Source organism: Paenibacillus sp. GQ49 (assembly GCF_059759055.1).
The window spans coordinates 312,175-332,703 of record NZ_JCAXEL010000006.1; the positions used below are offsets into that span (position 1 = coordinate 312,175).

The window sequence follows — 20,529 nt, forward strand, 5'->3', positions numbered from 1 at the left end:
GGGTGTAAGCAAATGAACCGAAAGGATTCGTTGAAGCACTTTTATGCCGATCAGGTGGAGCCAGAGCGAGTCAGGCTGATGGAGGATTTAAGGCGTACATTAGAGAGCAGATCAACCGAATTGACGGCAAAATATATGGAACATTTCAGAAAGTTTATTAAAGAAGTTACGCTTGCTCAAGAGGTTAGGACAAAAGGGGAAATCGCCTACATCCAGTACTCTATATTGCGAACGGAAGTACTTGATGGGGAGATGAATGTGCTGGTTGAGGCTTGTGATTCGTCGTGGTTGCTGGACCGTGGGCCAGTGCGAGCGTTCTATTCTGCACAATGGGCCTACGAATGTGTAGAACGGATGATCGAAAGATTGAAACAGACTTTACCTTCTTATCAAGGTGCCGTGACGGCTGTGGAACTGGAACGCATTCGGTTGCAGCAGGTAGCTTTGGTGAATCGGTATCTCGTCTATTTCATCCGACGATGCGGCTATTTGCTGGAAGACATGGAGCTGCATTTGCAAATGCAACTTGCACAGAACTTCGAAGTACGTGTTGGGGAGTATCTTGATGCGAGCGAATGCGTATTCCGATTGGATCGGAGAGAGCGAAGCATTGAAGAGATTGGTGAGGAACTGGAGGAAAGCAACGGTATTGCTGTCATGTATGCGCACTTTCAAGGGCTGAGTATGGCGGAAATGGAGTGCAGCGACTTGGACTTTCGTTTCAGCAGGTTTGAGCATATAGATTTGAAATTGACAGATTTTCAACGTTGCATGCTTGTGGGCACACGCTGGCGGAATTGCGAAATGGAAGGGATGAACTTCTCAAATAGTCTTATATATGGAGCGGATTTCAGTGGTTGCTCCCTTCAAGGGGCTGTATTTAGAGGTGTAGTTGGAGATATAGGACACCCAGAGGGACTTGTACAGGGACCTGGGTATGATGCAGTTAACTTCAAGAATTCAAACCTGAAAGGAGCGGATTTCAGAGGGGCTGACCTTCGAGGTGCCAACTTCAGCGGAGCTAACCTGGTAGATACACTGTGGAATAATGCCAATATTGAAGGGGCGATTTTTGACAATGCCGAAGGGAGGACAGGGTTATCCAATACTTTCGCTTAATGGCAGATTCGAGATGGATTCATCGCGCTGAGACTGAGCCCGTAGGTGAACTTCAGCGAAGGGCATGGAGTCAGGCTTTTCAGGATTCCAACATCGATCTTACGGCGATCAGCTTGAATGTCCGCGGTGGAGTTCATGTGGATTATACAGATTATATGGAACATCCGATTCCGCTAGTATCAGATCGTTTACTTGAAGTGTTAACGCTATATCAGCCCCGCCTGAAGCGCAGGGCGGCTGTCCTTACGGACAGGGAGCGTATGACCCAGGAAACATATTGGGCGATTCATCCGCCAGAACTTGCAAATGTGCTGTCACCTCATACAAAACGGCGCATGGACGGCAGTTTGGAACAGCTCGTCCTTAGACGAGAAATGGTGGAGGTCCCTTTGTTCCAATTAGTGGACCTGCGCGAAACGGTCATGATCGTGAATCTTGCATTGGCAGAGAGTATTCTGCGGCGGGATATCACAGGCGTACGACTGGTGAAGCTGGAACAGGAGCTAACAGCTTAGAAGGGAGATAATCGGATGGCGCAAAAACAAGAATTAGACACGCAGATTCAAAGTGCTGGAGATGCACCTAAAAGCTATGTCGTTGCTGGTGCAATACTGAAATGCAACTGTGGTACGCAACGAACACGTTTGAAAATTCCATTTAGCCATGGGGTTTACATTAAAGGTAAGGCACAGATGACGGTCGAGGATTACATTCCCGGCATACATATCGGTTCTTTCGGTAACTGCTCCAATCCCCTGAATCCTGCTGTAGAGACCAGTACAATGGTCGATATTTATGGAGTCAAGAAAGCACCGTGTATGCCCGTTTTGACCATGTCCTGGCTACATGGCAAGGGAGATACCGAGGTAGAAGGGAAAGCAGCCCTGCTCAGCCAATGTACACATAAGTGTCTGTATGGTGGAGATATCGTGATTGAAGATGACGGGCAGCAATTGGATTTCTAGCCATGGACGAATTGAAAAAGGTTCTACAAGATCGTATTGGATACGAACAACTTCGTCTGTATTGGCCCTATAAAGCCCAATGGTTGGAAGAGGTACGCATTACACGTCAGGTGAACGAGCACGCGAAGTTGTACGTTAGTGGAGTCATTCCTGAAGAAGAAGGACCGGGTATCCTTCGAATTCAGGCTGAAGGGGAACCGATCGTACTCAGGCAAGTTGATGAAGCAGGAAAGTCTGTAAGACGTCTCTTCCATGGTGTCATGACGTCTCTTAAGGTTCATCTGTCTGGAGGAATATATCGATTTGAGATCGAAGCGTTATCTAATACATATCAGATGGATATTCATATTGCAGAACGCGCGTTCCAAAACAGAGGTTGGACATTTGGAGAACTTGTTCGATTCATCATGAAACCATACCGATATTCTGACGTCATAGATCAGGTAACGGGGAATACCCAATTAAGCGGACTTGTTTTACAATATAAAGAAACCGACTGGATGTTTCTGCGAAGGCTCGCATCCCGGTTTGGCACGTTCCTAGTTCCCGAAGTGACGGCTGCCTCACCCAAGATCTTTTTTGGTCTACCGACAGGAAGGTTATGGAAATGGCCACAAGATCAATCCTATCGTGTCCGAAAAGAGCTGGGAGAAATGCGATGGTATGGTTCGGAGGTTGAGGAGAAATATGTGATCCGAAGTCCCAAGGGTAATCAGGGTATTCTACAGTACACGATGGACAGTGCCGAAACCTATGCGCTGGGTGACAAGGTTGAATTTCCTGACGGCAGGGAGCTAACGGTCGTTGAAGCTGTATCGCGTCTTGAATCAGGTCTTCTGATGACCTCCTACCGTATGATGTTGGAAGAGCAGATGCGTACACCGAGATGCGAGCTTTCAGATCTGATCGGTCTGTCCCTTTACGGAGAAGTTGTCCGGGTGATACAGGATCACGTTCAAATCCAATTGCCTATGGACGATGGCCCAATGATGCAAGGTGCCTCTTGCCCATATCCAGTAGCACCAACCTATGCAGCGGAAGGACATAGCGGGCTGTACATGATGCCAGAGATCGGGGATACCGTAGAACTGTATTTCCCCGAGAGTCTGGAATCCGGGGCGTATATTCGCCATTCCGTTCCAGAAGGCAACCGTTCTGTTGGAGGTGGCACGGATCATAAGGTTATGGGTCATCCTGCCGGGCCTTCGGTCGGCATGTCGCCTGAGGAGGTGAAGGTGCAGGCAGGATCAGGTCTGACGATCATCCTTAACGAACAGAGTGTAGTATTGTCCAGTCCTGGTAACCTTTCGATTCAGGGAGGCAACATTGCGCTGGAAGCTGGACAGATTCAGGGTTCTTCGCCAGAAGCGATCTGGCTGATGGGCGGAGGGAGCAGCTTCATACTGGATGGACAGGCCGATGTACGCGCAGCCCAGATTCAGCAGGAGGGTAGCAACAAGGCACCTGTGCACGTCGCTGATTTACCTCCGGAGCCAGAGCCGCCACTGATTCCACTGGAGCAATACGAAGCGGCTCAGGCTGCGGCGCTGGCTGCCAAGACGGAAGCCACCGTGCAGGCATCCACAACGAGCATGAAGGAAGCGTCCTTATTTGGAGCAGCGTTAGCCATTACCGCTATGATTCCTATCGTGGGTGCCCTTGGCGGAGCTGTGGGTGCGATAGTTCAAGGCGTAGGTATTGCTGCCGTAGCAGCGGGTGTGATCTCGGGTGTACCGAAAGTGGGATCATCCAAGCCTTCGGCGCTTCGATTGCTAGATCGATTGAAAGCCGGGTTCACCCAATTCGTCCAAGATGAGCAGGATGCCAAGCGTAACTTACTGGGCAAGGTGCTGACAGCAGCACGTGAATTGTCTACGTCGACGTCGTTTCCAGACTTTATTAAGAAACTGCATCAGGAACATCAGGAAGTTAGTACATTTGTTCATCAGATTTCTGAACCGGTTAAGAAAAAATGGGTGCATCAACTGCAGCAGGCAAATCAGGAGCCCAAGGAAAAAGGCTACCGTATGGTGTATGATTCGTTCTGGCATATCTGGAGGCCTGTGGGCGAAAATGGGGTTACCGACCAGGCGGCTCTGCAAGCGTATGAGAAGGATAAAGGGAGCGTGGATTATGCCACGTTGAGACAGAACCCACATCCCGTGGAACCTGTGCAGGATATATACCAACTGCAGATCAAGGCGTTTGAGCTGGGGATTCACCCTTTTACAGGAGAGCCTGTTTCAGATTCCTATGCCCAGATGATGGTCACTACACTCAAATGGAATCAAGTCATTATGGGCGTCCAAATGGTAGTGGACGGCATGTACAGCGCCAAGAGTATGTCTAAGAGCCCAGGAATGAGCTCAGCAACCAGCCAGGTGATGAGAAATATCCAGCATGCGGAAGCGGCGAGCAAGAAGCCAAGTGTAGGTAACGGGTTAGCCACAGCGAAGTCATTTATTCAGAAAAAATGGGAAGAGAGTCAGCGGGTCGGTATTGTGCCGGGGGGCTTCTCATCGAATCATGATTCGAAAAAACCAAGTTCAGGCACCTTATGGAGAACCAGCGGTGAGGATGGAGTCAGTTCCATTGCCGGGAAACCTCCCAAGACTGCACCCGAAACTCCGAAGCCGACGATAAAACCCGGTTCAACCGCCGGGGCTGACAAACCAGCAGGCTCAAAACCAAGCTCTTCGAATAAGGACACAGACGGTTCAAGTGCGAAGCCGAAAGATGCAACAGCGAAGCCAGAAAGTTCGAAATCGAATCCGGTTAACAATAAAGCACCGAATGAAGTGAATACCTGGAAGCCATCTTCAACCAAGAAGAAGGACGAGGGCAGCCCTAGCGAACAAACGAAGAAACCAAATGATACAAAAGAACCAAATACTAATGACAATCTGAAAAAGAAAAAAGGAAAGAGTCAAAAGCAAATCCAACAAGAACTTGATGATCTGGATCAGAAAATTAAAATTAAGGAAAAAGTAGGGGCCAGTGAAGAAGAAATTAAGAAGTTAAAGCGAGAACGAAGTAAGCTGGCCAATCAACTAGATACTCCAGATGATATAAGTAGTAAGTTTGATTTATCCAGTGTAGAAGGGTATGAGCGAAAAATCGATAATACAAAATATTATGATCATGATAAGGGTGACTTTGGCGAGGAAGTTGCGAAAAAAATCGCAATAAACAACAATCTGGGTAAGGATATTTCCGATCAATTTCAAGTTGGTAGGAACGGAATAGATGGAGCCTTTTTGTCCAAAGGTCCGCCTCCTAAATTAACCATGATTGAGGCTAAGACTTCCGAGTGGGGAAATTTCAACTATTCAACAGAGCAAAAACTCGGTGGTCCAAAATATTTTGAAGTGATGTCAAGCCGTAAAAATAAAAGTTTTGCTGTTTTTCAAGAGAAACTTCAAAAGCTAATTGACGATAATCCTGGATTAAAATTTGATTATATTAGAGTTGAAGTGGATATTTCGAAAACTTCGGTTGGTTTTGGAGTAGATGTCGTCAAAGTAAAAGATTGGAGCAAGGAAATTAATTAAAAATTAGGGGGAATATAAGATGAATTTGAAAAAAATTCAAATGGCATACAAGCGATATGTCAAAAACTTTGATGACGGTTTGAACGATGTTCGAGCTAAATATGATGAAGCTAAACATGAGATTGTTTCTTTGGTAGAAAGTAATGCAGTAGAGCAAGATCACAAATTGTTAAATAGAATGTACAAAATATCTTCTTATTGGTTGGAAGTATGGAAAAATGAAGTGTTAATTAAAGAAGGGGTAAATCCTATGGGGTTGAAACACATACAGATAGTAACTTTTTATCAATGTATGTGCAGGCATATTTATAAAGATCGTTATCCTGAGATGAAAGTAATTGATTATTCTTTTCAGAATAGCATCATATCTTTAATTCACTTCAATTTATTTGGATGGGCGAAGGAGGAAAGGATATTCTATGATTTTATAGCTGAATATATTGGAGACAATATTATGGAAGCTAATGATTGGAATCAACATATCTGGTTTTTACTAGAGTTATATCTCCAACATACCAAGCAAGAAATTGAAGGAACTAATAAATATGTTCACTTGGCTTTGAAATCCGCATTAACAGATCGGGAACAGCCATGTGGCTTGATTCCAGAAGAACTTGGAATCTACAGAGAAGTATTGGAACAATGGAATACACCTGATGTGGATGAAATTACGCATTTAATTGGAAGAATGTCCGAACATCATTCCACGCTTGCTTCAGAGTTAGGAAAATCGCTTGAGTTTGGAAATTATGATTACGCTTTTTATCCTTATGAAATTTTGTATTTGCTTCATGTGAGAAAAAAACAAGGTCTGCCCAACCCAAGTCATTTTGATGATTTCCTGATGAACTCACCGGAGGCTAAAATGAACATTCAAGATCCTGAACCGTATCCAGAGTGGGATCCCGTTTTACGAATGATTGATGACTTTTATCGCAAAAACTATCCAGAGTATATCTCAAACCACCATGGAGTTCTGTTTGAATAGGAGAGGAGGAAGACTGCATGGCAGATGAAGATTTGGTGCCGTTAATTTTCGATGATGCAGAGGATATCGACATGATTTTGAATGATCCGGATGAATCACTGGCGTATTATAGTATGCTGAATCATGGCTTAGCGACCAAACGGTTTTTATTTCTGGATTACAAAGGAGAAGTGGATCAGGAAATCGTCAATTACATCTTAGACTATGAGTATGCCTATGATATCGAATTGGGAACTGCAGATCAGCTAGAAGAGTTGGGAGAGTTTCACTACAAATATCTCCCTGAGAAAATTAGGGAGGTAAACAAGCTGATTTCTCGAAAAGGATATGGTTTATTCTCCTATCCGACAGCAGGAGACTTCTATGCATTGTTCATCGCTGAACTTAAGCATGAGGGTGCGCTAACCGAAGTGGATTTACTAGAAGATGAAGATATTCCTGAAAAAGAGCGTCATATCCAGTTGTATATTTAGTTCAAAGATAAGTCAGAAAGGCTCCAGTTATTTGACTGGAGCTTTTTGTTTTGAGGTTTAGAAAGGGTTAATCTTGCGTTTTAAAAGTCAAAACTTTGATCAACCATATGATACATAAAGTCATAAAGATTTATATTCTGAAACAAAATATGAAAAATGACAAAAGATTTGGATAAACAGCATGGAGTCCGGGTTGCTCATGACTGCACATCGTATGATGCTAGAAGATCATCATATGCGAAAACCACGATCTATCTGCTCTTGATGCCAGAGATTGGTGACACGGTGGAACTGTACATTCCTGGAAGTCGCGAGTCCAAGGCTTATATTCGTCATGCAGTGCCCGAAAGCAAGCGTTCGGTTTCCGGTGGAAAGCAACACAAACTGTGGGGCCATCCTGACGGACCATCTATTGGTATGTCATCGGATGAGGTGACCGTACAGGCTGGAGCTGGATTAGTCATCACACTGAATGACCAGGGTGTAATGATGCAGAGTGCAGGTAACATCTTGATTCAGGGTGGCAGACTTAAAGAAGGTCAGATTAAAGCGACCGCTCTGAAGCAATTTGGCTCCTTGGCGGAGGAAGCAGCTTCATTCTCGATAGACAAGCTGATCTGCGTGCTGGACTGCTCCAACAGGAAGGCAGACATAAGGCACCAGTCGTGGTAGCTGATTTGCCGACAGAGCCGCCCCTTATTCCGCTTGAACAATCTGAGGCAGCTCAAGCAGCAGCTGCAGCCGAAGCAGCTACTATGCAGCCTTCCGTGGTTAACATGAAGGAGGCCTCCCTGTTTGGTGCAGCGGTCGCTATGGCGGGGATGATCCCCGTTTTGGGCATGCTTGGAGGTGCACCAGCCATTGCGGCACAGGCCGTTGTCGTTGGCGCAGCAGCCATAGGCTTAATCGGGAACATCCCAAGTGCAGTTGACGTAGGATACCAAGATGTTGCGATTTGAAATTTAGAGTTAAGAATGAAATAGATTAATAGACAAATATTAAGCAATACAATTATTGAATATGTCGAGGCCTTAGTATTTAAGGGCGTCTACTAAATTATATCGAGAGAGAAGCAAAAGCTTTGAATACAGATATTAATTCATATTTGGAAAATGTATTGAAGTATGACGAAAAGCAAATGAATTCAATAATAAAAGGAAATGACAAAATACCTGGATTTACTAGGTATCACCCTCAAGAGACTGGAAGAATGCAACTTGTCGATGAAAATGTCCACGGTGCAGTTAATCATACAGGTGGCAATAAAATATGGGAGAAGGGAGATTAAATTCTAGTAGTAAAGGTAATTCAACAAATGCTTTACACAAGAGCGTTCGTTCAAGATAAAGGATAAATGTGGATATTCAGAATGAAATAAGTTGAACTATGAAAATATTGAGTCTTTAATGATGTAACTTTGGAGGGAGAACTATGAGTTATAACCTAAAGTGGTCAGATCAAACAAATCTAGATATCCAAAAAAAATTGAACTAGAGAGAAAATGGAATATCCAATTTCCCAAGAAATATGTCGATATTGTTTTTAATCATGACGGTTCAGTGCCTTATGTTATGAATGAACAGGGGGAGTGGGATGCTGGAATTGTAGAAGTACCAAGGAAATTAGCTTGGAATATTCAATTACTTCACTGATAGAAAAAGAAGTACTTGGGGAATTTATTTCTCCTATCGAACTAGCATATAGTACTTTGAATGAGGCATTGCCTCCAAGAGTGTTTCCTTTTGCGATTAATGGAGCTGGTGATAAATTTCTATTTGATTATCGAGAAGATGAGAATATACCTAAAATCGTTTACCAGAATCATGAGGATGTTATCTTAGAATCTGAAATTACAGAGGAAGAATTAGAAGAGAAATCACTTAATGATTGGCAGAGTGAAACATTAGACTTCGTGTGTGAATCTTTTGAAGTCTTTCTTAGTGTAATTTCACCAGGAAACTAAAATATTTTTCAAGCGTGTTGTATAAACTACATTTACACACCTAACTGAACATTGAAAAATCCCCCCCAGCATAAGAAGAGGCTATTGAAAAAGTCTCTTTCAAAAAAAACGAGCCTATAGAATCGCTTCTTAGGCTCGTTTCACGTTCCGCGAATCATACATTGCCCCTATCTTTTCGTCGAACCATAATTCGAGAAAACCAAGTTTTAGCAACTTATGGAAACAAGCAGTGAGGATGAAATCGTTTCCAATGCCGAGAAACCTCCCAAGACTGCATTTGAACCTCCGAAACTTACGGAAAAACCTGGTTCTACCGCCGGGCCTGAGAAAAAATGAAACACCGAATGAAGTCAATTTTTGGAAGACAACTTTAACGAAGGATAAAGATGTGTCTAAGACTAGAGACAACAATAAGCTGCCCAAGCAATAGGATAACCAGGATGATGCTAAACCTAAGGAAAATCAAGAAGGTCCTGAGGGGAACGGTAAAGGTGCTATAGAACAAGGTACAACACCTTATGAATACAGGTATGCTCTGGATCCTAAAACCGGGAAATTAATAGATTTTAAGTGGGCAACAACAAGAAAGGTTGATCTAATAGCTGATGTCAACATTCTTGAAAGAGTAAGTGAACTGAAAAGTCGTTTATCAAGTACTGTATTAAAAAAGCGCGGGAACTTTGGATATGCAACAGTTGACATCCCTACTGTAAATCAAAAAGAATTTTATTCTTCTAGTCAAGTGGACCAATCATCTGGGAATCCAAATTTAAATGGTTTTTCTTTTAAGCCAGAGAACCCAGTATTCAATGCTACAAAAGCACCAGATAATAAAGGAGATGTTTTTGTAAGGGACACAGATACGGAATATAAAATATTGAATGATTTAGCGGGGAAAATTGGTGATAATCCTAATGCCGCGGGAAAAGTGAAGTTATTTACTGAAAAAGATACTTGCGGAAGTTGTAACAATATAATTACTCAATTCAAGGAAAAATATCCTAAAATAGAGATAGAAGTTATTCATAATAGTGGCAAGCAAATCTCCCCTAAAAAGAATGATGGATAATTTATAAAAGGTGGTAATTGTAATATGGATTTGAAATGGGAATATGACGAGTTATTCGAGTCTTTTATGGAAGATTACAATTCTTATAAAAAAAACAATATGAGTGATAGGGAATCTTTAGCTAGGACTTTTGGTGAGTATGAAACAGTGTTGAATCAAGGAGAGATGGAAAAAGCAGTTATACAAATTTCGTATGGAGAGTTATTATTGAAGCAATCGAAAGTTTTAATTACTGCAAAAGAAAAAACAAAAGAAGATTTGGCTTCTATTAATTTAAATAAGCTAAAAATGGAAATTACAGATGAACAATTTAATGACTTAATTATTCGTAAAGATGTTGTTTTACAAGAATTAGATGAAAAACCTTTGGATTATTGTCCTGAGGTGAGATGGTATTATTATGAAATTACTGATGAAGTAAAAGAGTATTTCAAAAGTGAAAATCTTAAAGTACTTAGTCAAGTTGAGATTGTTAATACTATTTTGGAGCGATTTAAACGAGATTGCATGAATACTTTAAGTGAAAATATCGCTATTAAAATAACTTTAGTTGAGTTGTTGTTATCTCATAATATTTCTTTGAATAATATAGAAATTATAAAAAATGAATTAGTGAGTTTTGATTTAAACCAAGTTGGAAATCAATTGTTAGAAGATGAAAAATTAGATTTATCTACACGCATTAAGGAAGTATTAAGTAAACTCTAAAAGTAGTCTGTGCATGACTCAAAATTGTTTTGTTGAAATTTTTGTGCTGTTTCAGAGTTGTATTCTTAACATTGAGATTGCAGATTCAATCAAAACAAATAATTCAAAAGCAATTGATAAATTTGTAAAAACTCATTCCCACTTGAAGCTTAAGTAGAAATGAGTTTTTTGTTTATCCAAGGACTGAATCATTCATGCGCAGCCCAAAATCAGCAGGAGGGTAGCAACAAGGCACCTGTGCACGTCGCTGATTTACCTCCAGAGCCAGAGCCGCCACTGATCCCACTGGAGCAATACGAAGCGGCTCAGGCTGCGGCGCTGGCTGCCGAGACGGAAGCCGCTGTGCAGGCATCCACAACGAGTATGAAGGAAGCGTCCTTATTTGGCGCAGCGTTAGCCATTACCGCTATTATTCCCATCGTCGGTGCCCTTGGCGGAGCTGTAGGTGCAATAGTTCAAGGTGTAGGTATTGCTGCGGTAGCAGCGGGGGTGATCTCGGGGGTACCGAAAGTGGGGTCATTCAAGCCTTCGGCGCTTAGCTTGCTAGATCGATTGAAAGCCGGGTTCACCCAATTCGTGCAAGATGAGCAGGATGCCAAGCGCAACTTACTGGGCAAGGTGCTGACAGCAGCTCGCGAATTGTCTACGGCGACATCATTTCCAGATTTTATTAAGAAACTGCATCAGCAACATCAGGAGATTAGTACATTCGTTCACGAAATCCCTACACCAATTAAGAAGAAATGGATGTATCAACTGCAGCAGGCAAATCAGGAGCCCAAGGAAAAAGGCTACCGTATGGTGTATGATTCGTACTGGCATATCTGGAGGCCTGTGGGCGAAAATGGAGTTACCGATCAGGCGGCCCTGCAAGCGTATGAGAAGGATCAAGGGAAATTGGATGTTGCCACGTTGAGACAGAACCCCTATCCCGTGGAACCTGTGCAGGATATATACCAACTGCAGATCAAGGCATTTGAGCTGGGAATTCACCCCTTTACAGGAGAGCCTGTATCCGATTCCTATGCCAAGATGATGGTGACTACGCTCAAATGGAATCAAGTCATTATGGGCGTGCAAATGGTCGTGGGCAGCGTGTACAGTGGTAAGAGTACGTCTAAGAGTCCAGGAATGAACTCCGCAACTAGCCAAGTGATGAGAAATATCCAGTATGCGGAAGCAGCGAGTAAGAAGTCAAGTGTAGGTAACGGGTTAGCCACAGCGAAGTCATTTATTCAGAAAAAATGGGAAGAGAGTCAGAGGGTTGGTATTGTCCCGGGGGGCTTCTTATCGAATCATGATTCGAAAAAACCAAGTTCAGGCACCTTATGGAAAACCAGCGGTGAAGATGGAGTCGGTTCCAATGCCGGGAAACCTCCCAAGACTGCGCCCGAAACTCCGGAGCCGACGGTAAAACCCGGCTCAACCGCCGGGCCTGAGAAACCAGGAGGCTCAAAACCAAACTCTTCGAATAAGGACAAAGACGGTTCAAGTGCGAAGCCGAAAGATGCAACACCGAAGCCAGAAAGTTCGAAATCGAATCCGGTTAACAATAAAACACCGAATGAAGTGAATACCTGGAAGCCGTCTTCAACGAAGGATAAAGATGTGTCTAAGCCAAAAGAAGACACTAAGCCGCCCAAGCAACAAGATAATCAGAATGATGCTAAACCGAAGGAAAATCAAGAAGGTCCTGAGGGGACGGGTGATGTTGCTAAGACGGAAATCCCTTATGGAACACAAATTGATAAAGTGGGTAACAAAAAAATATTAAAACCAAATGTAAAGTATACAACAAAAGAAGGGTATAGTTATGAAACAAATGAATTTGGTCGTATTGAAAGTGTCGAGGCTGATTTACAACTCGGAAAAGGAACAAGAAATCAATACGCTCAGAGTAATGTGGAGAAACAGATAGAATTCGAGGTGATTACCCCGATAGAGATGATGGTGGTCATTTAATTGGTAGTCAATTTAAAGGTTCTGGGGATATTGATAACTTAGTTCCAATGAATTCCCAAATTAATGAAGCTGGTGGGAAATGGCATCAGATGGAAAAAGAATGGGCATCAGCGTTAGGAAGAAAAGAAAGCGTAAAAGTAAAAATTACTCCCAAATATACTGGTAACTCTGCTAGACCTGATAGTTTTATAGTAGAGTACTCGATAGATGGTGGTAGGACAAAGAAAATTACAATAGAGAATCAAATTGGAGGTTAGAGGAATAATGGAGCAACAGATGGATCAGCTTTATCCCATTATAGCAGAGCATATTCTAAGTATGATACCTAGTGATAACTGGAATGAGATTTACTTGTACGCCGAAATACTAGATGGATCCAGAGAGGTATACTTCTATTTCAACACTTATGAGAATGAGGAGTTCATATACTCTCATGATATTCCTGAAAAATATAGACTGAGTGAAAAAACTTATGATAACCTATTATTAGAATTACAAACAAAATTTAAAGAATTAAGACAAATTTTTATAGACAATGATCAAGAGGCGTGGACAAATTTAACCTTAACATTAAAGCATCCTGGTAAGTTAAAAATTCATTATGATTATGAAGACGTAATAGCTTCAGAGGTGACCCCAACTCAAAGACAAATGATTTTTGAGTATAAATATTTAGGTTTGCTTCCTGAAAAAGAAAAGAATAAACAGTTTGTAGAGAATTATTTAAATAGTCATAATAAATAGCTGTAGAATTATCCTAACGAAAAACAATTGCATTACATGTGAACAGGTCAACTTTGGTTATATACAACCATAATTGTCCTGTTTTTTTGTTATTTTCAAAAGCTACTCGCAAATGTTTGCGATCCATTGAAGTTGAAAGGAGATGGGCAACATGAGTTTGACTTATGAGAATCTGATTATTGAACCATATGAACTGGTGCATTTGCAAGAACTGACGATCCGGAAAAAAATGAATGAGCACACTCGGCTCGTGTTTAAGGGCATGGTGTCTGAGGAATGGAAGGATCGCTATGTCGATGTTACGGATCAAAATACCCCAATTGAAGTGTGGCAAAAAGATGAGGATGGCAATAAGAAGCCTCTGTTCAAAGGCATTCCACTATCTGTTGAAGTGCAGGTTGTCAGAGGCGTATATACGCTCCACGTGGAGGCCATTTCACATACATACCGGATGGACATTACAAAACGAACGCGTACATTTCAAAATGTCAAAATGAAGTTACCCGATTTGTTATAGGAACTGGATCAGGATTATCCGGGGCTGGACGTGATTGATGAGGGAACAGGGGGGGGGGCCAAGATCGGGAAGGTTGCCGTGCAATATCAAGAAACGGATTGGGCATTTCTCAGGAGACTTGCTTCTCGCTTTCACACGAGCTTAATGCCGGCCGCTCAGTTTGACAGCCCCAAATTTTATTTTGGCGTCTTTAAGCACGGAAACTCAATCGATCTGGACAATACACGTTATACAATCCGCAAAAACATGGCACCATTCATGTACTTTACCGAAAACGATACGTTAAAGGTCAACGAATCAGATTTCATTATATATGAAATCGAGACAGATCAGGTGATGGAGCTTGGACATCATATTACCTTCCGAGGCAGAAGCCTATATGTGACTGAGGCATACACCGAGCTTGTGGGAGGAATAGTGAAGCACCAATATGTACTTAGCCTTCATAGAGGACTAAGACAAAAGACATATTACAATTCGATAATTGCCGGAAGCTCATTACTTGGTCGCATCCTTTCAGTGCATGGTGGTCATGTAAGAGTTCAATTGGACTGTGATGAAAAACAGGAGGAAGAGGAAGCGTTGTGGCTGTTGTATCAGTCGCCATACATCGCAGAGGGGCAGACAGGTTGGTATGTCATGCCTGAAGTGGGTGATCCGGTGGCCGTATATTTTCCAACGCAAAACGAAGAAGAGGCCTATGCGACAGGAGCACCCCGTCTGGATAATAAGGTAACTGGAACAAACCAATTGAACAAACCGGATCATAAAATTTTCCGTACGCCTTATGGCAAAGAAATCAGATAACCCCAGATTCCATCTCCATTAGCAGCAAAGAGGGCGAGGTGTTCATTCGTCTCAGCGGGGACGAGGGCATTCAGATCATCGGAAGCCAGCAGATTCGGATGTCTGCTGGGGGCAATATCTCGCTCAAAGCCGGGAAGAAAATAACGTTGTCTGCCGATTCACAATTGTTGCTGGAAGGCGGGGGAGGGACATTCAAATTGGATGGACAGGCAAAAATGAGTGGATCAGAAGTGAAAGCCAACTAGCATGATACGTGACGTATGGGCAGGAGGGATAATTTCCAATGGATCGCAAGGAATCTATGTTACATTTTTATACCCATCAGGTAAAACCTGCGCGGGCCAAACTTATGGATGATTTGCAGCATACGTTGCATACAAGGTATACGGAATTGACAGCCGAGTTCCTAAGTCATTTCAGGTTGATGATTCAGGAAGTCAGCGACGCCCAAAAGCGTGGGGCGAAAGGGCCGATCGCTTACATTCAATATTCTATGTTGCGAACAGAACTTCTTGGAGGGGCGATGAATGTCCTGGTCGAAGCATACGATGCTTCATGGTTGCTGGATCGAACACCCATCCGTTCATTCTATTCTTCCCACTGGGCCTATGAGTGTCTTGAACGGATGCTCAATGGATTAAGAGAAGAACTTCCTCACTATCAAGGAACCGTTACAGCGGTAGAACTGGACCGAATCATGCTACAGGAAGCGGCGTTGGTGAATCGGTATCTTGTGCATTTTATACGACGTAGCTGTCGCGCGCTGGAGGACTTCGAATGGAACTCCCTTATGGATCTGGAACAGATATTCGAAGTACGTGTAGGAGAATACTTGGATGCCAGCGAGTGCGTATTTCGTCTTGATCGAAGGAATAGGAGCATTGAGGAGATTGGTGAAGCATTGGAAGAAAGTGATGGTCTGGAGGTCATGTACGCGCATTTTCAGGGACTGGATATGAGCGAAATGGAGTGCAGCGATCTGGATTTTCGTTACAGCCGTTTTGATCGTATCGATCTGCATTCTACCGATTTTCAACGCTGTATCTTGATAGGGACACGTTGGCGCAATTGTAGTCTGGAGAACACCGATTTCACCGGAAGCATTCTATATGGGGCAGATTTCAGCGGGTGTTCTCTGGAAAGAGCTGTTTTCAGGGAGATAATAGGGGAGGTAGGACATCCGGAAGGACTCGCTCAGGGTCCAGAATACGATGCGCTTAACTTCGAGAATTCAAACCTTTCAGGTGCTGACTTCCGAGGGGCACACCTTCGTGGAGCCATATTCCGTGGAGCTAATCTAACAGATACGTTATGGGAGGGTGCTGATGTGGAGGGTGCGATTTTTGACGATGCCGAGAGGAGGCGAGGGTTATCCGATACTTTCGTCTAATGGCCGATCCCAGATGGATACACCGCGTAGAGACTGAGCCTGTTGGTGAACTGCAACGCAGGACCTGGAATCAGGCTTTTCATGATTCAGGCAGTGAGCATACAGCCATTAACCTTTATGTGCGAAGCGGATTCCATGTGGATTATACGGATTATTTGGAACAGCCGGTTCCCTTGGTTTCAGATCAATTGCTTGAAACACTTATTTTGTATTGTCCTCAGCTCAAGCGAAGGGCTACCGTATTAACGGACAAGGAGCGAATGACCCAAGAGACGTATTGGGCCATTCACCCTCCTGCACTGGCAAACGTATTATCTCCTCATACCCGTCGGCGCATGGATGGAAGTCTGGAGCGGATCGTACTGAAGCGAGATTTCCCGGAGGTACCCCTGTTCCAATTGATGGAGCTGCGCGAAACCGTGATCATTGTCAATCTAGCGTTGTCGGAGAGCATTCTGCGGCGAGATGTCGCAGGAGTACAATTCATTCCGTTGGACTTGGAACAAACGAATTAGAAAGGAGAGGTTATGATGGCGCGAAGTCAAGATCATGATGCCCAGATTCATACGGCTGGAGAAGCCTCTAAAAGCTATGTCGTTGCAGGAGCGATACTTAAATGCAATTGCGGGACGCAGCGTACACGATTGAAGATACCATTCAGTCATGGCGTATATATCAAGGGGAAGGCGAAGATGACTGTTGAGGATTATGTTCCAGGTATTCATATTGGATCGTTCGGTAACTGTTCCAATCCAGTTAATCCAGTAGTGGCGGCAAGCACGATGGTTGACATCTATGGGGTTAAGAAAGCGCCTTGCGTTCCCGTGCTGACCATGCCTTAGCTTCATGGAAAGGGAGATACCAAGGTGGAAGGGAAAGCTGCACTGCTCAGTCACTGTACGCACAAGTGTCTGTACGGCGGAGATATCGTCATAGAGAATGACGGACAGCAATTGGACTTTTGACGATGAATGAAATTACGGAGAAGAAACTCGACCAGATCGGTTATGAGCAAATTCGTCTATATTGGCCTTATCGTGCACAGTGGTTAGAAGGCGTGCAAATTACCCGCCAAGTGAACGAGCATGCGAAACTCTACGTCAGCGGTATAATTCCGGAAGAGGATGGGCCGGGCATTCTTCAGGTGCAGGCTGAAGGGGAATCTATCGTGCTCAGACAAGTCGATGAAAATGGTAGATCAGTGAGGAGACTCTTCCATGGCGTAATGACCTCGCTCTCGGTTCATTTGTCGGGAGGGGTCTATCGATTCGAACTTGAAGCCTTGTCCAACTCCTATCAAATGGATATCCGAATTGAGGAACGAGCCTTTCAAAACAGAGGGTGGACATTCAAAGAACTAATTCAATTCATTATGAATTCTTACCGCTATTCGGATGTCATGGATCAGGTTACCGGAAATACCTCATTGAGCGGACTTGTATTACAATATAAAGAGACCGATTGGATGTTCCTACGCAGGCTCGCCTCGCGATTCGGTACAGTGCTAGTCCCCGAAATCACAGCGGCATCACCCAAATTGTATATCGGTTTGCCCGCAGGTAAGTTGTGGAAATGGCCAGAAGACCAACCTTATCAGGTTCGTAAGGAGCTGGCCGGAATTGATTGGCTAAGCTCCGGAACGGAAGATCGATATATCATTCAGGGTCCCAAGGGATCGCAAGGCGTATTGCAATATACGGTGGAAAGTGTCGAGACCTATGCGTTGGGAGACAAGGTCGAACTTCCGGATGGCAGAGAGCTGACCGTGGTGTATGCCCATTCGCGACTGGAATCCGGGTTGCTCATGACGACCTCCCGCATGGTACTCGAAGGCCACATTCATGTACCTAGATGCAACCTATCGGACCTGATTGGGTTATCGCTGTACGGCGAGGTGGTCCGCGTGATTCATGATCACATTCAGATCAAATTGCCAATGGACGAGGGCCCGATGACGCAAGGTTCCGCCTGCCCCTATCCGGTCGCGCCAGTTTATGCTGCGGAAGGGCATAGCGGATTATACATGATGCCGGAGATCGGGGATCAGGTGGAATTATATTTTCCAAGTAGTCTGGAATCCGGAGCGTACATTCGTCATTCTATCTCCGAGGGTAAACGTTCCACTAACGGAGGGACAGAGCATAAAGTCTGGGGGCATCCTGCCGGAAGCTCTATCGGGATGTCGCCTGAGGAGGTTACACTGCAATCTGGATCCGGGTTGACGGTTACCTTGAATGATCAGGGGATCGTACTGAATAGTCCAGGCAATCTGTCTATTCAAGGCAGTAATATCCTGCTTGCGGCCGGACAGATCGAAGCCACAGCACCAGAAGCGATTTGGCTGCTTGGCGGGGGTGGTAGCTTCATTTTGGACGGGGAGGCCAACGTACGAGCAGGTCTATTGCAACAGGAGGGCAGCAACAAAGCGCCTGTTCATGTGGCGGATCTGCCTCCGGAGCCGGAGCCACCGCTGATGCCGATTGAGGAGTACGAAGCGGCTCAGGCCGCAGCAGCCGCAGAGGCTGCTGCAATGACGCAGGCATCAACGACGAACCCGAAAGATGGATCGTTGGCTGGAGCTGCATTGGCCATCACTGCTATGATTCCGATCCTGGGAGCTCTAGGGGGTATTGCTGCCCAGACAGCCATCGGCGTAGGCATTGCTGCCGTTGCAACGGGTCTCATCGCGAGCGTGCCGAAGTTAGGCTCCTTCAAGCCTTCGGCTCTGAGTTTGCTGGACCGATTTACGAACGGATTTACCGAGCTCCAACAGCAGGAGAACGAAGCGAAGCGGAAACTGTTTGGTAAAGTGTTGACCGCTGCCAAAGAATTGTCTACCGCGACTTCACTGACGGATTTCATGAAGAAGTTGCATCAACAGAGCACGGAATACAGCAAGGCGTATTATGAGACACCAAGTCATATTCGGGAGAAATGGGCGAAAGAATATGCATATCAACAAACGGATCAGGAACTGAAAGATTCGCTGGATTTTTTCAAGAAAGTGATGAAAAACCCGGAGCAGTATGATGTCCTTTTCGTAAATCCTTATTTTGCAAATATTACCTTCGACATAGGCAGGCCTCATATCACGGTAGAGGAACTGGGCAGTTATGACTATTGGGAGACTCAAGCGCTAAGTCTCGAAGAAAAGAAGTTTTTATCCTGGAGAATCAAGCGTACGACAATGAGCAATGAAGAATTAGCTGAACTACTTGATGGATATAACCAACTAGACGCCATGCAAAAAGGGATGGATACGCAATTTGGAATGAATCGCAGAGGAGGTTCAGCAGGTGGTTCTGTAGGCCTGAAACGGTCCATCCCGCAGGCAAGTGGAACAACGACGGCCAAAGTGAACACAAGCCCGTCTTCGTCCGTCGTGCCCAAAGTGAAGACATTTGTCCGGAAGTATTGGGAAGACAGTCAGAAGATGGGGATCGTGTCTGGTGGAGGAAGTCATTGGAGCAATAGTAAGACGAACAAAACAGGTGAGACGGCTTCGGGGAATGGAAAGACAGCAAACAGTGGGGGAGGATCAACCTCTAAGCCTGTAGAGAACCCGCCGAAGTCGAAAACAGGTTCGGGTAGTTCACCTTCTTCGAAAACGAAAGAACCTAATGTACCGACAATGCCGAAAGATAGCACGACATCGAAGACGAAACCAGAAAAAAATGAAACGCCGAATGAAGTGAATACGTGGAAGCCATCTCCATCTACGAAAAAGGACGAAAGTAAACCGCAAGCCGATACGAAACCGCCTAAATCATCCGAACCGGAGAAATCGCAGGAGAATCCGAATACAAACAAACCGAAGGAGAGTTCGAAAGGTACTGAGGGGACGGGACAAGATACTTATACTCCACCTGCCTTTAAACAAACTGAATTTGCTAGTTCATACGAAGCAAGACTTAATCAGACGCCGGCACCTGAAAATCCCAAGGTTGGCTTTAAAGGGGTAAGAGGTGAATCCTTGTGCACGCTTAAACCTCCGCCAGATCCTCAAGTACAAAAAATATTTAATGAAGCTGGTATTGATGGTATAAAATATAAAAATGCAGTGCCTGATCTTTCACCAGTAGCTAAAGCAGAAGTGCAAATTGAGTATATGTTAGGTGGAAAAGGCACATACGGAGGAGCAGCGAGAAGAGCTAATTTTGCTCAATCAGATCAAAGGTTAGCTGAACAACTTAATAATTCTCCTGAAATAGCACGCCAATTTGGTATGGAGTCTGGTAAAATTACTGCTAAAGATATAAAGATTTATCGAGAT

20 protein-coding genes and 2 pseudogenes are annotated in these 20,529 nt (G+C 44.2%); all 22 read left to right on the forward strand.

Features of this window, described 5'->3' with window-relative positions:
- Positions 1-12: 12 nt before the first annotated feature.
- Positions 13-1,119 carry a pentapeptide repeat-containing protein gene (locus AC6CIF_RS14200; protein WP_498200116.1) on the forward strand — a complete coding sequence of 369 codons (1,107 nt, stop codon included), beginning with the start codon at positions 13-15 and terminating at the stop codon, positions 1,117-1,119.
- Positions 1,119-1,634 carry a hypothetical protein gene (locus AC6CIF_RS14205; protein ID WP_498200117.1) on the forward strand — a complete coding sequence of 172 codons (516 nt, stop codon included), beginning with the start codon at positions 1,119-1,121 and terminating at the stop codon, positions 1,632-1,634. The genes AC6CIF_RS14200 and AC6CIF_RS14205 overlap by 1 nt, the downstream gene beginning before the upstream one ends.
- 15 nt (positions 1,635-1,649) lie before the next feature.
- Positions 1,650-2,084 (forward strand): DUF4280 domain-containing protein, encoded by a 435-nt coding sequence (locus AC6CIF_RS14210; RefSeq protein ID WP_339178265.1) that lies wholly within the window; start codon positions 1,650-1,652, stop codon positions 2,082-2,084.
- A 2-nt stretch (positions 2,085-2,086) separates the two neighbouring features.
- A complete protein-coding gene (locus AC6CIF_RS14215; protein ID WP_498200118.1) occupies positions 2,087-5,635 on the forward strand; it encodes a hypothetical protein in 3,549 nt (1,182 codons plus the stop codon).
- 19 nt (positions 5,636-5,654) lie between these two features.
- Complete coding sequence (locus AC6CIF_RS14220) at positions 5,655-6,623, forward strand: hypothetical protein (protein ID WP_498200119.1); 969 nt, start codon at positions 5,655-5,657, stop codon at positions 6,621-6,623.
- Positions 6,624-6,640: 17 nt separating this feature from the next.
- Entirely contained in the window at positions 6,641-7,096 is a 456-nt protein-coding gene (locus AC6CIF_RS14225; RefSeq protein ID WP_498200120.1) for a DUF6630 family protein, read from the forward strand.
- Between the two features lie 168 nt (positions 7,097-7,264).
- Complete coding sequence (locus AC6CIF_RS14230; RefSeq protein ID WP_498200121.1) at positions 7,265-7,768, forward strand: hypothetical protein; 504 nt, start codon at positions 7,265-7,267, stop codon at positions 7,766-7,768.
- Positions 7,762-8,055 (forward strand): hypothetical protein, encoded by a 294-nt coding sequence (locus AC6CIF_RS14235; RefSeq protein WP_498200122.1) that lies wholly within the window; start codon positions 7,762-7,764, stop codon positions 8,053-8,055. The genes AC6CIF_RS14230 and AC6CIF_RS14235 overlap by 7 nt, the downstream gene beginning before the upstream one ends.
- A gap of 122 nt (positions 8,056-8,177) precedes the next feature.
- Positions 8,178-8,384 (forward strand): HNH endonuclease, encoded by a 207-nt coding sequence (locus tag AC6CIF_RS14240; RefSeq protein WP_498200123.1) that lies wholly within the window; start codon positions 8,178-8,180, stop codon positions 8,382-8,384.
- A gap of 339 nt (positions 8,385-8,723) precedes the next feature.
- Entirely contained in the window at positions 8,724-9,059 is a 336-nt protein-coding gene (locus AC6CIF_RS14245; protein WP_498200124.1) for an SMI1/KNR4 family protein, read from the forward strand.
- Between the two features lie 634 nt (positions 9,060-9,693).
- Positions 9,694-10,128, forward strand: coding sequence for a deaminase domain-containing protein (locus AC6CIF_RS14250; protein WP_498200142.1), 435 nt, complete (start codon positions 9,694-9,696; stop codon positions 10,126-10,128).
- Positions 10,129-10,152: 24 nt separating this feature from the next.
- The gene (locus tag AC6CIF_RS14255) at positions 10,153-10,836 is read left to right on the forward strand and encodes an Imm3 family immunity protein (protein ID WP_498200125.1); all 684 of its coding nucleotides are present in this window, start codon (positions 10,153-10,155) and stop codon (positions 10,834-10,836) included.
- Positions 10,837-10,995: 159 nt separating this feature from the next.
- Complete coding sequence (locus AC6CIF_RS14260) at positions 10,996-12,798, forward strand: hypothetical protein (RefSeq protein WP_498200126.1); 1,803 nt, start codon at positions 10,996-10,998, stop codon at positions 12,796-12,798.
- A 29-nt stretch (positions 12,799-12,827) separates the two neighbouring features.
- Positions 12,828-13,055 (forward strand): DNA/RNA non-specific endonuclease, encoded by a 228-nt coding sequence (locus AC6CIF_RS14265; protein ID WP_498200143.1) that lies wholly within the window; start codon positions 12,828-12,830, stop codon positions 13,053-13,055.
- Between the two features lie 7 nt (positions 13,056-13,062).
- The gene (locus AC6CIF_RS14270; protein WP_498200127.1) at positions 13,063-13,542 is read left to right on the forward strand and encodes an antitoxin YezG family protein; all 480 of its coding nucleotides are present in this window, start codon (positions 13,063-13,065) and stop codon (positions 13,540-13,542) included.
- A 151-nt stretch (positions 13,543-13,693) separates the two neighbouring features.
- The gene (locus AC6CIF_RS14275; protein WP_498200128.1) at positions 13,694-14,059 is read left to right on the forward strand and encodes a hypothetical protein; all 366 of its coding nucleotides are present in this window, start codon (positions 13,694-13,696) and stop codon (positions 14,057-14,059) included.
- A 78-nt stretch (positions 14,060-14,137) separates the two neighbouring features.
- The gene (locus tag AC6CIF_RS14280; protein ID WP_498200129.1) at positions 14,138-14,866 is read left to right on the forward strand and encodes a phage baseplate assembly protein V; all 729 of its coding nucleotides are present in this window, start codon (positions 14,138-14,140) and stop codon (positions 14,864-14,866) included.
- Positions 14,867-14,904: 38 nt separating this feature from the next.
- Entirely contained in the window at positions 14,905-15,111 is a 207-nt protein-coding gene (locus AC6CIF_RS14285; protein ID WP_498200130.1) for a hypothetical protein, read from the forward strand.
- A gap of 38 nt (positions 15,112-15,149) precedes the next feature.
- Complete coding sequence (locus tag AC6CIF_RS14290; protein WP_498200131.1) at positions 15,150-16,256, forward strand: pentapeptide repeat-containing protein; 1,107 nt, start codon at positions 15,150-15,152, stop codon at positions 16,254-16,256.
- Positions 16,256-16,771, forward strand: a complete 516-nt coding sequence (locus AC6CIF_RS14295) for a hypothetical protein (protein WP_133385607.1) — start codon at positions 16,256-16,258, stop codon at positions 16,769-16,771. Before AC6CIF_RS14290 ends, AC6CIF_RS14295 begins: the two co-directional genes overlap by 1 nt.
- Before the next feature lie 15 nt (positions 16,772-16,786).
- A pseudogene (locus tag AC6CIF_RS14300) lies at positions 16,787-17,221 on the forward strand (DUF4280 domain-containing protein).
- Positions 17,222-20,079: 2,858 nt separating this feature from the next.
- A pseudogene (locus tag AC6CIF_RS14305) lies at positions 20,080-20,529 on the forward strand (HNH endonuclease); the annotation flags it as partial.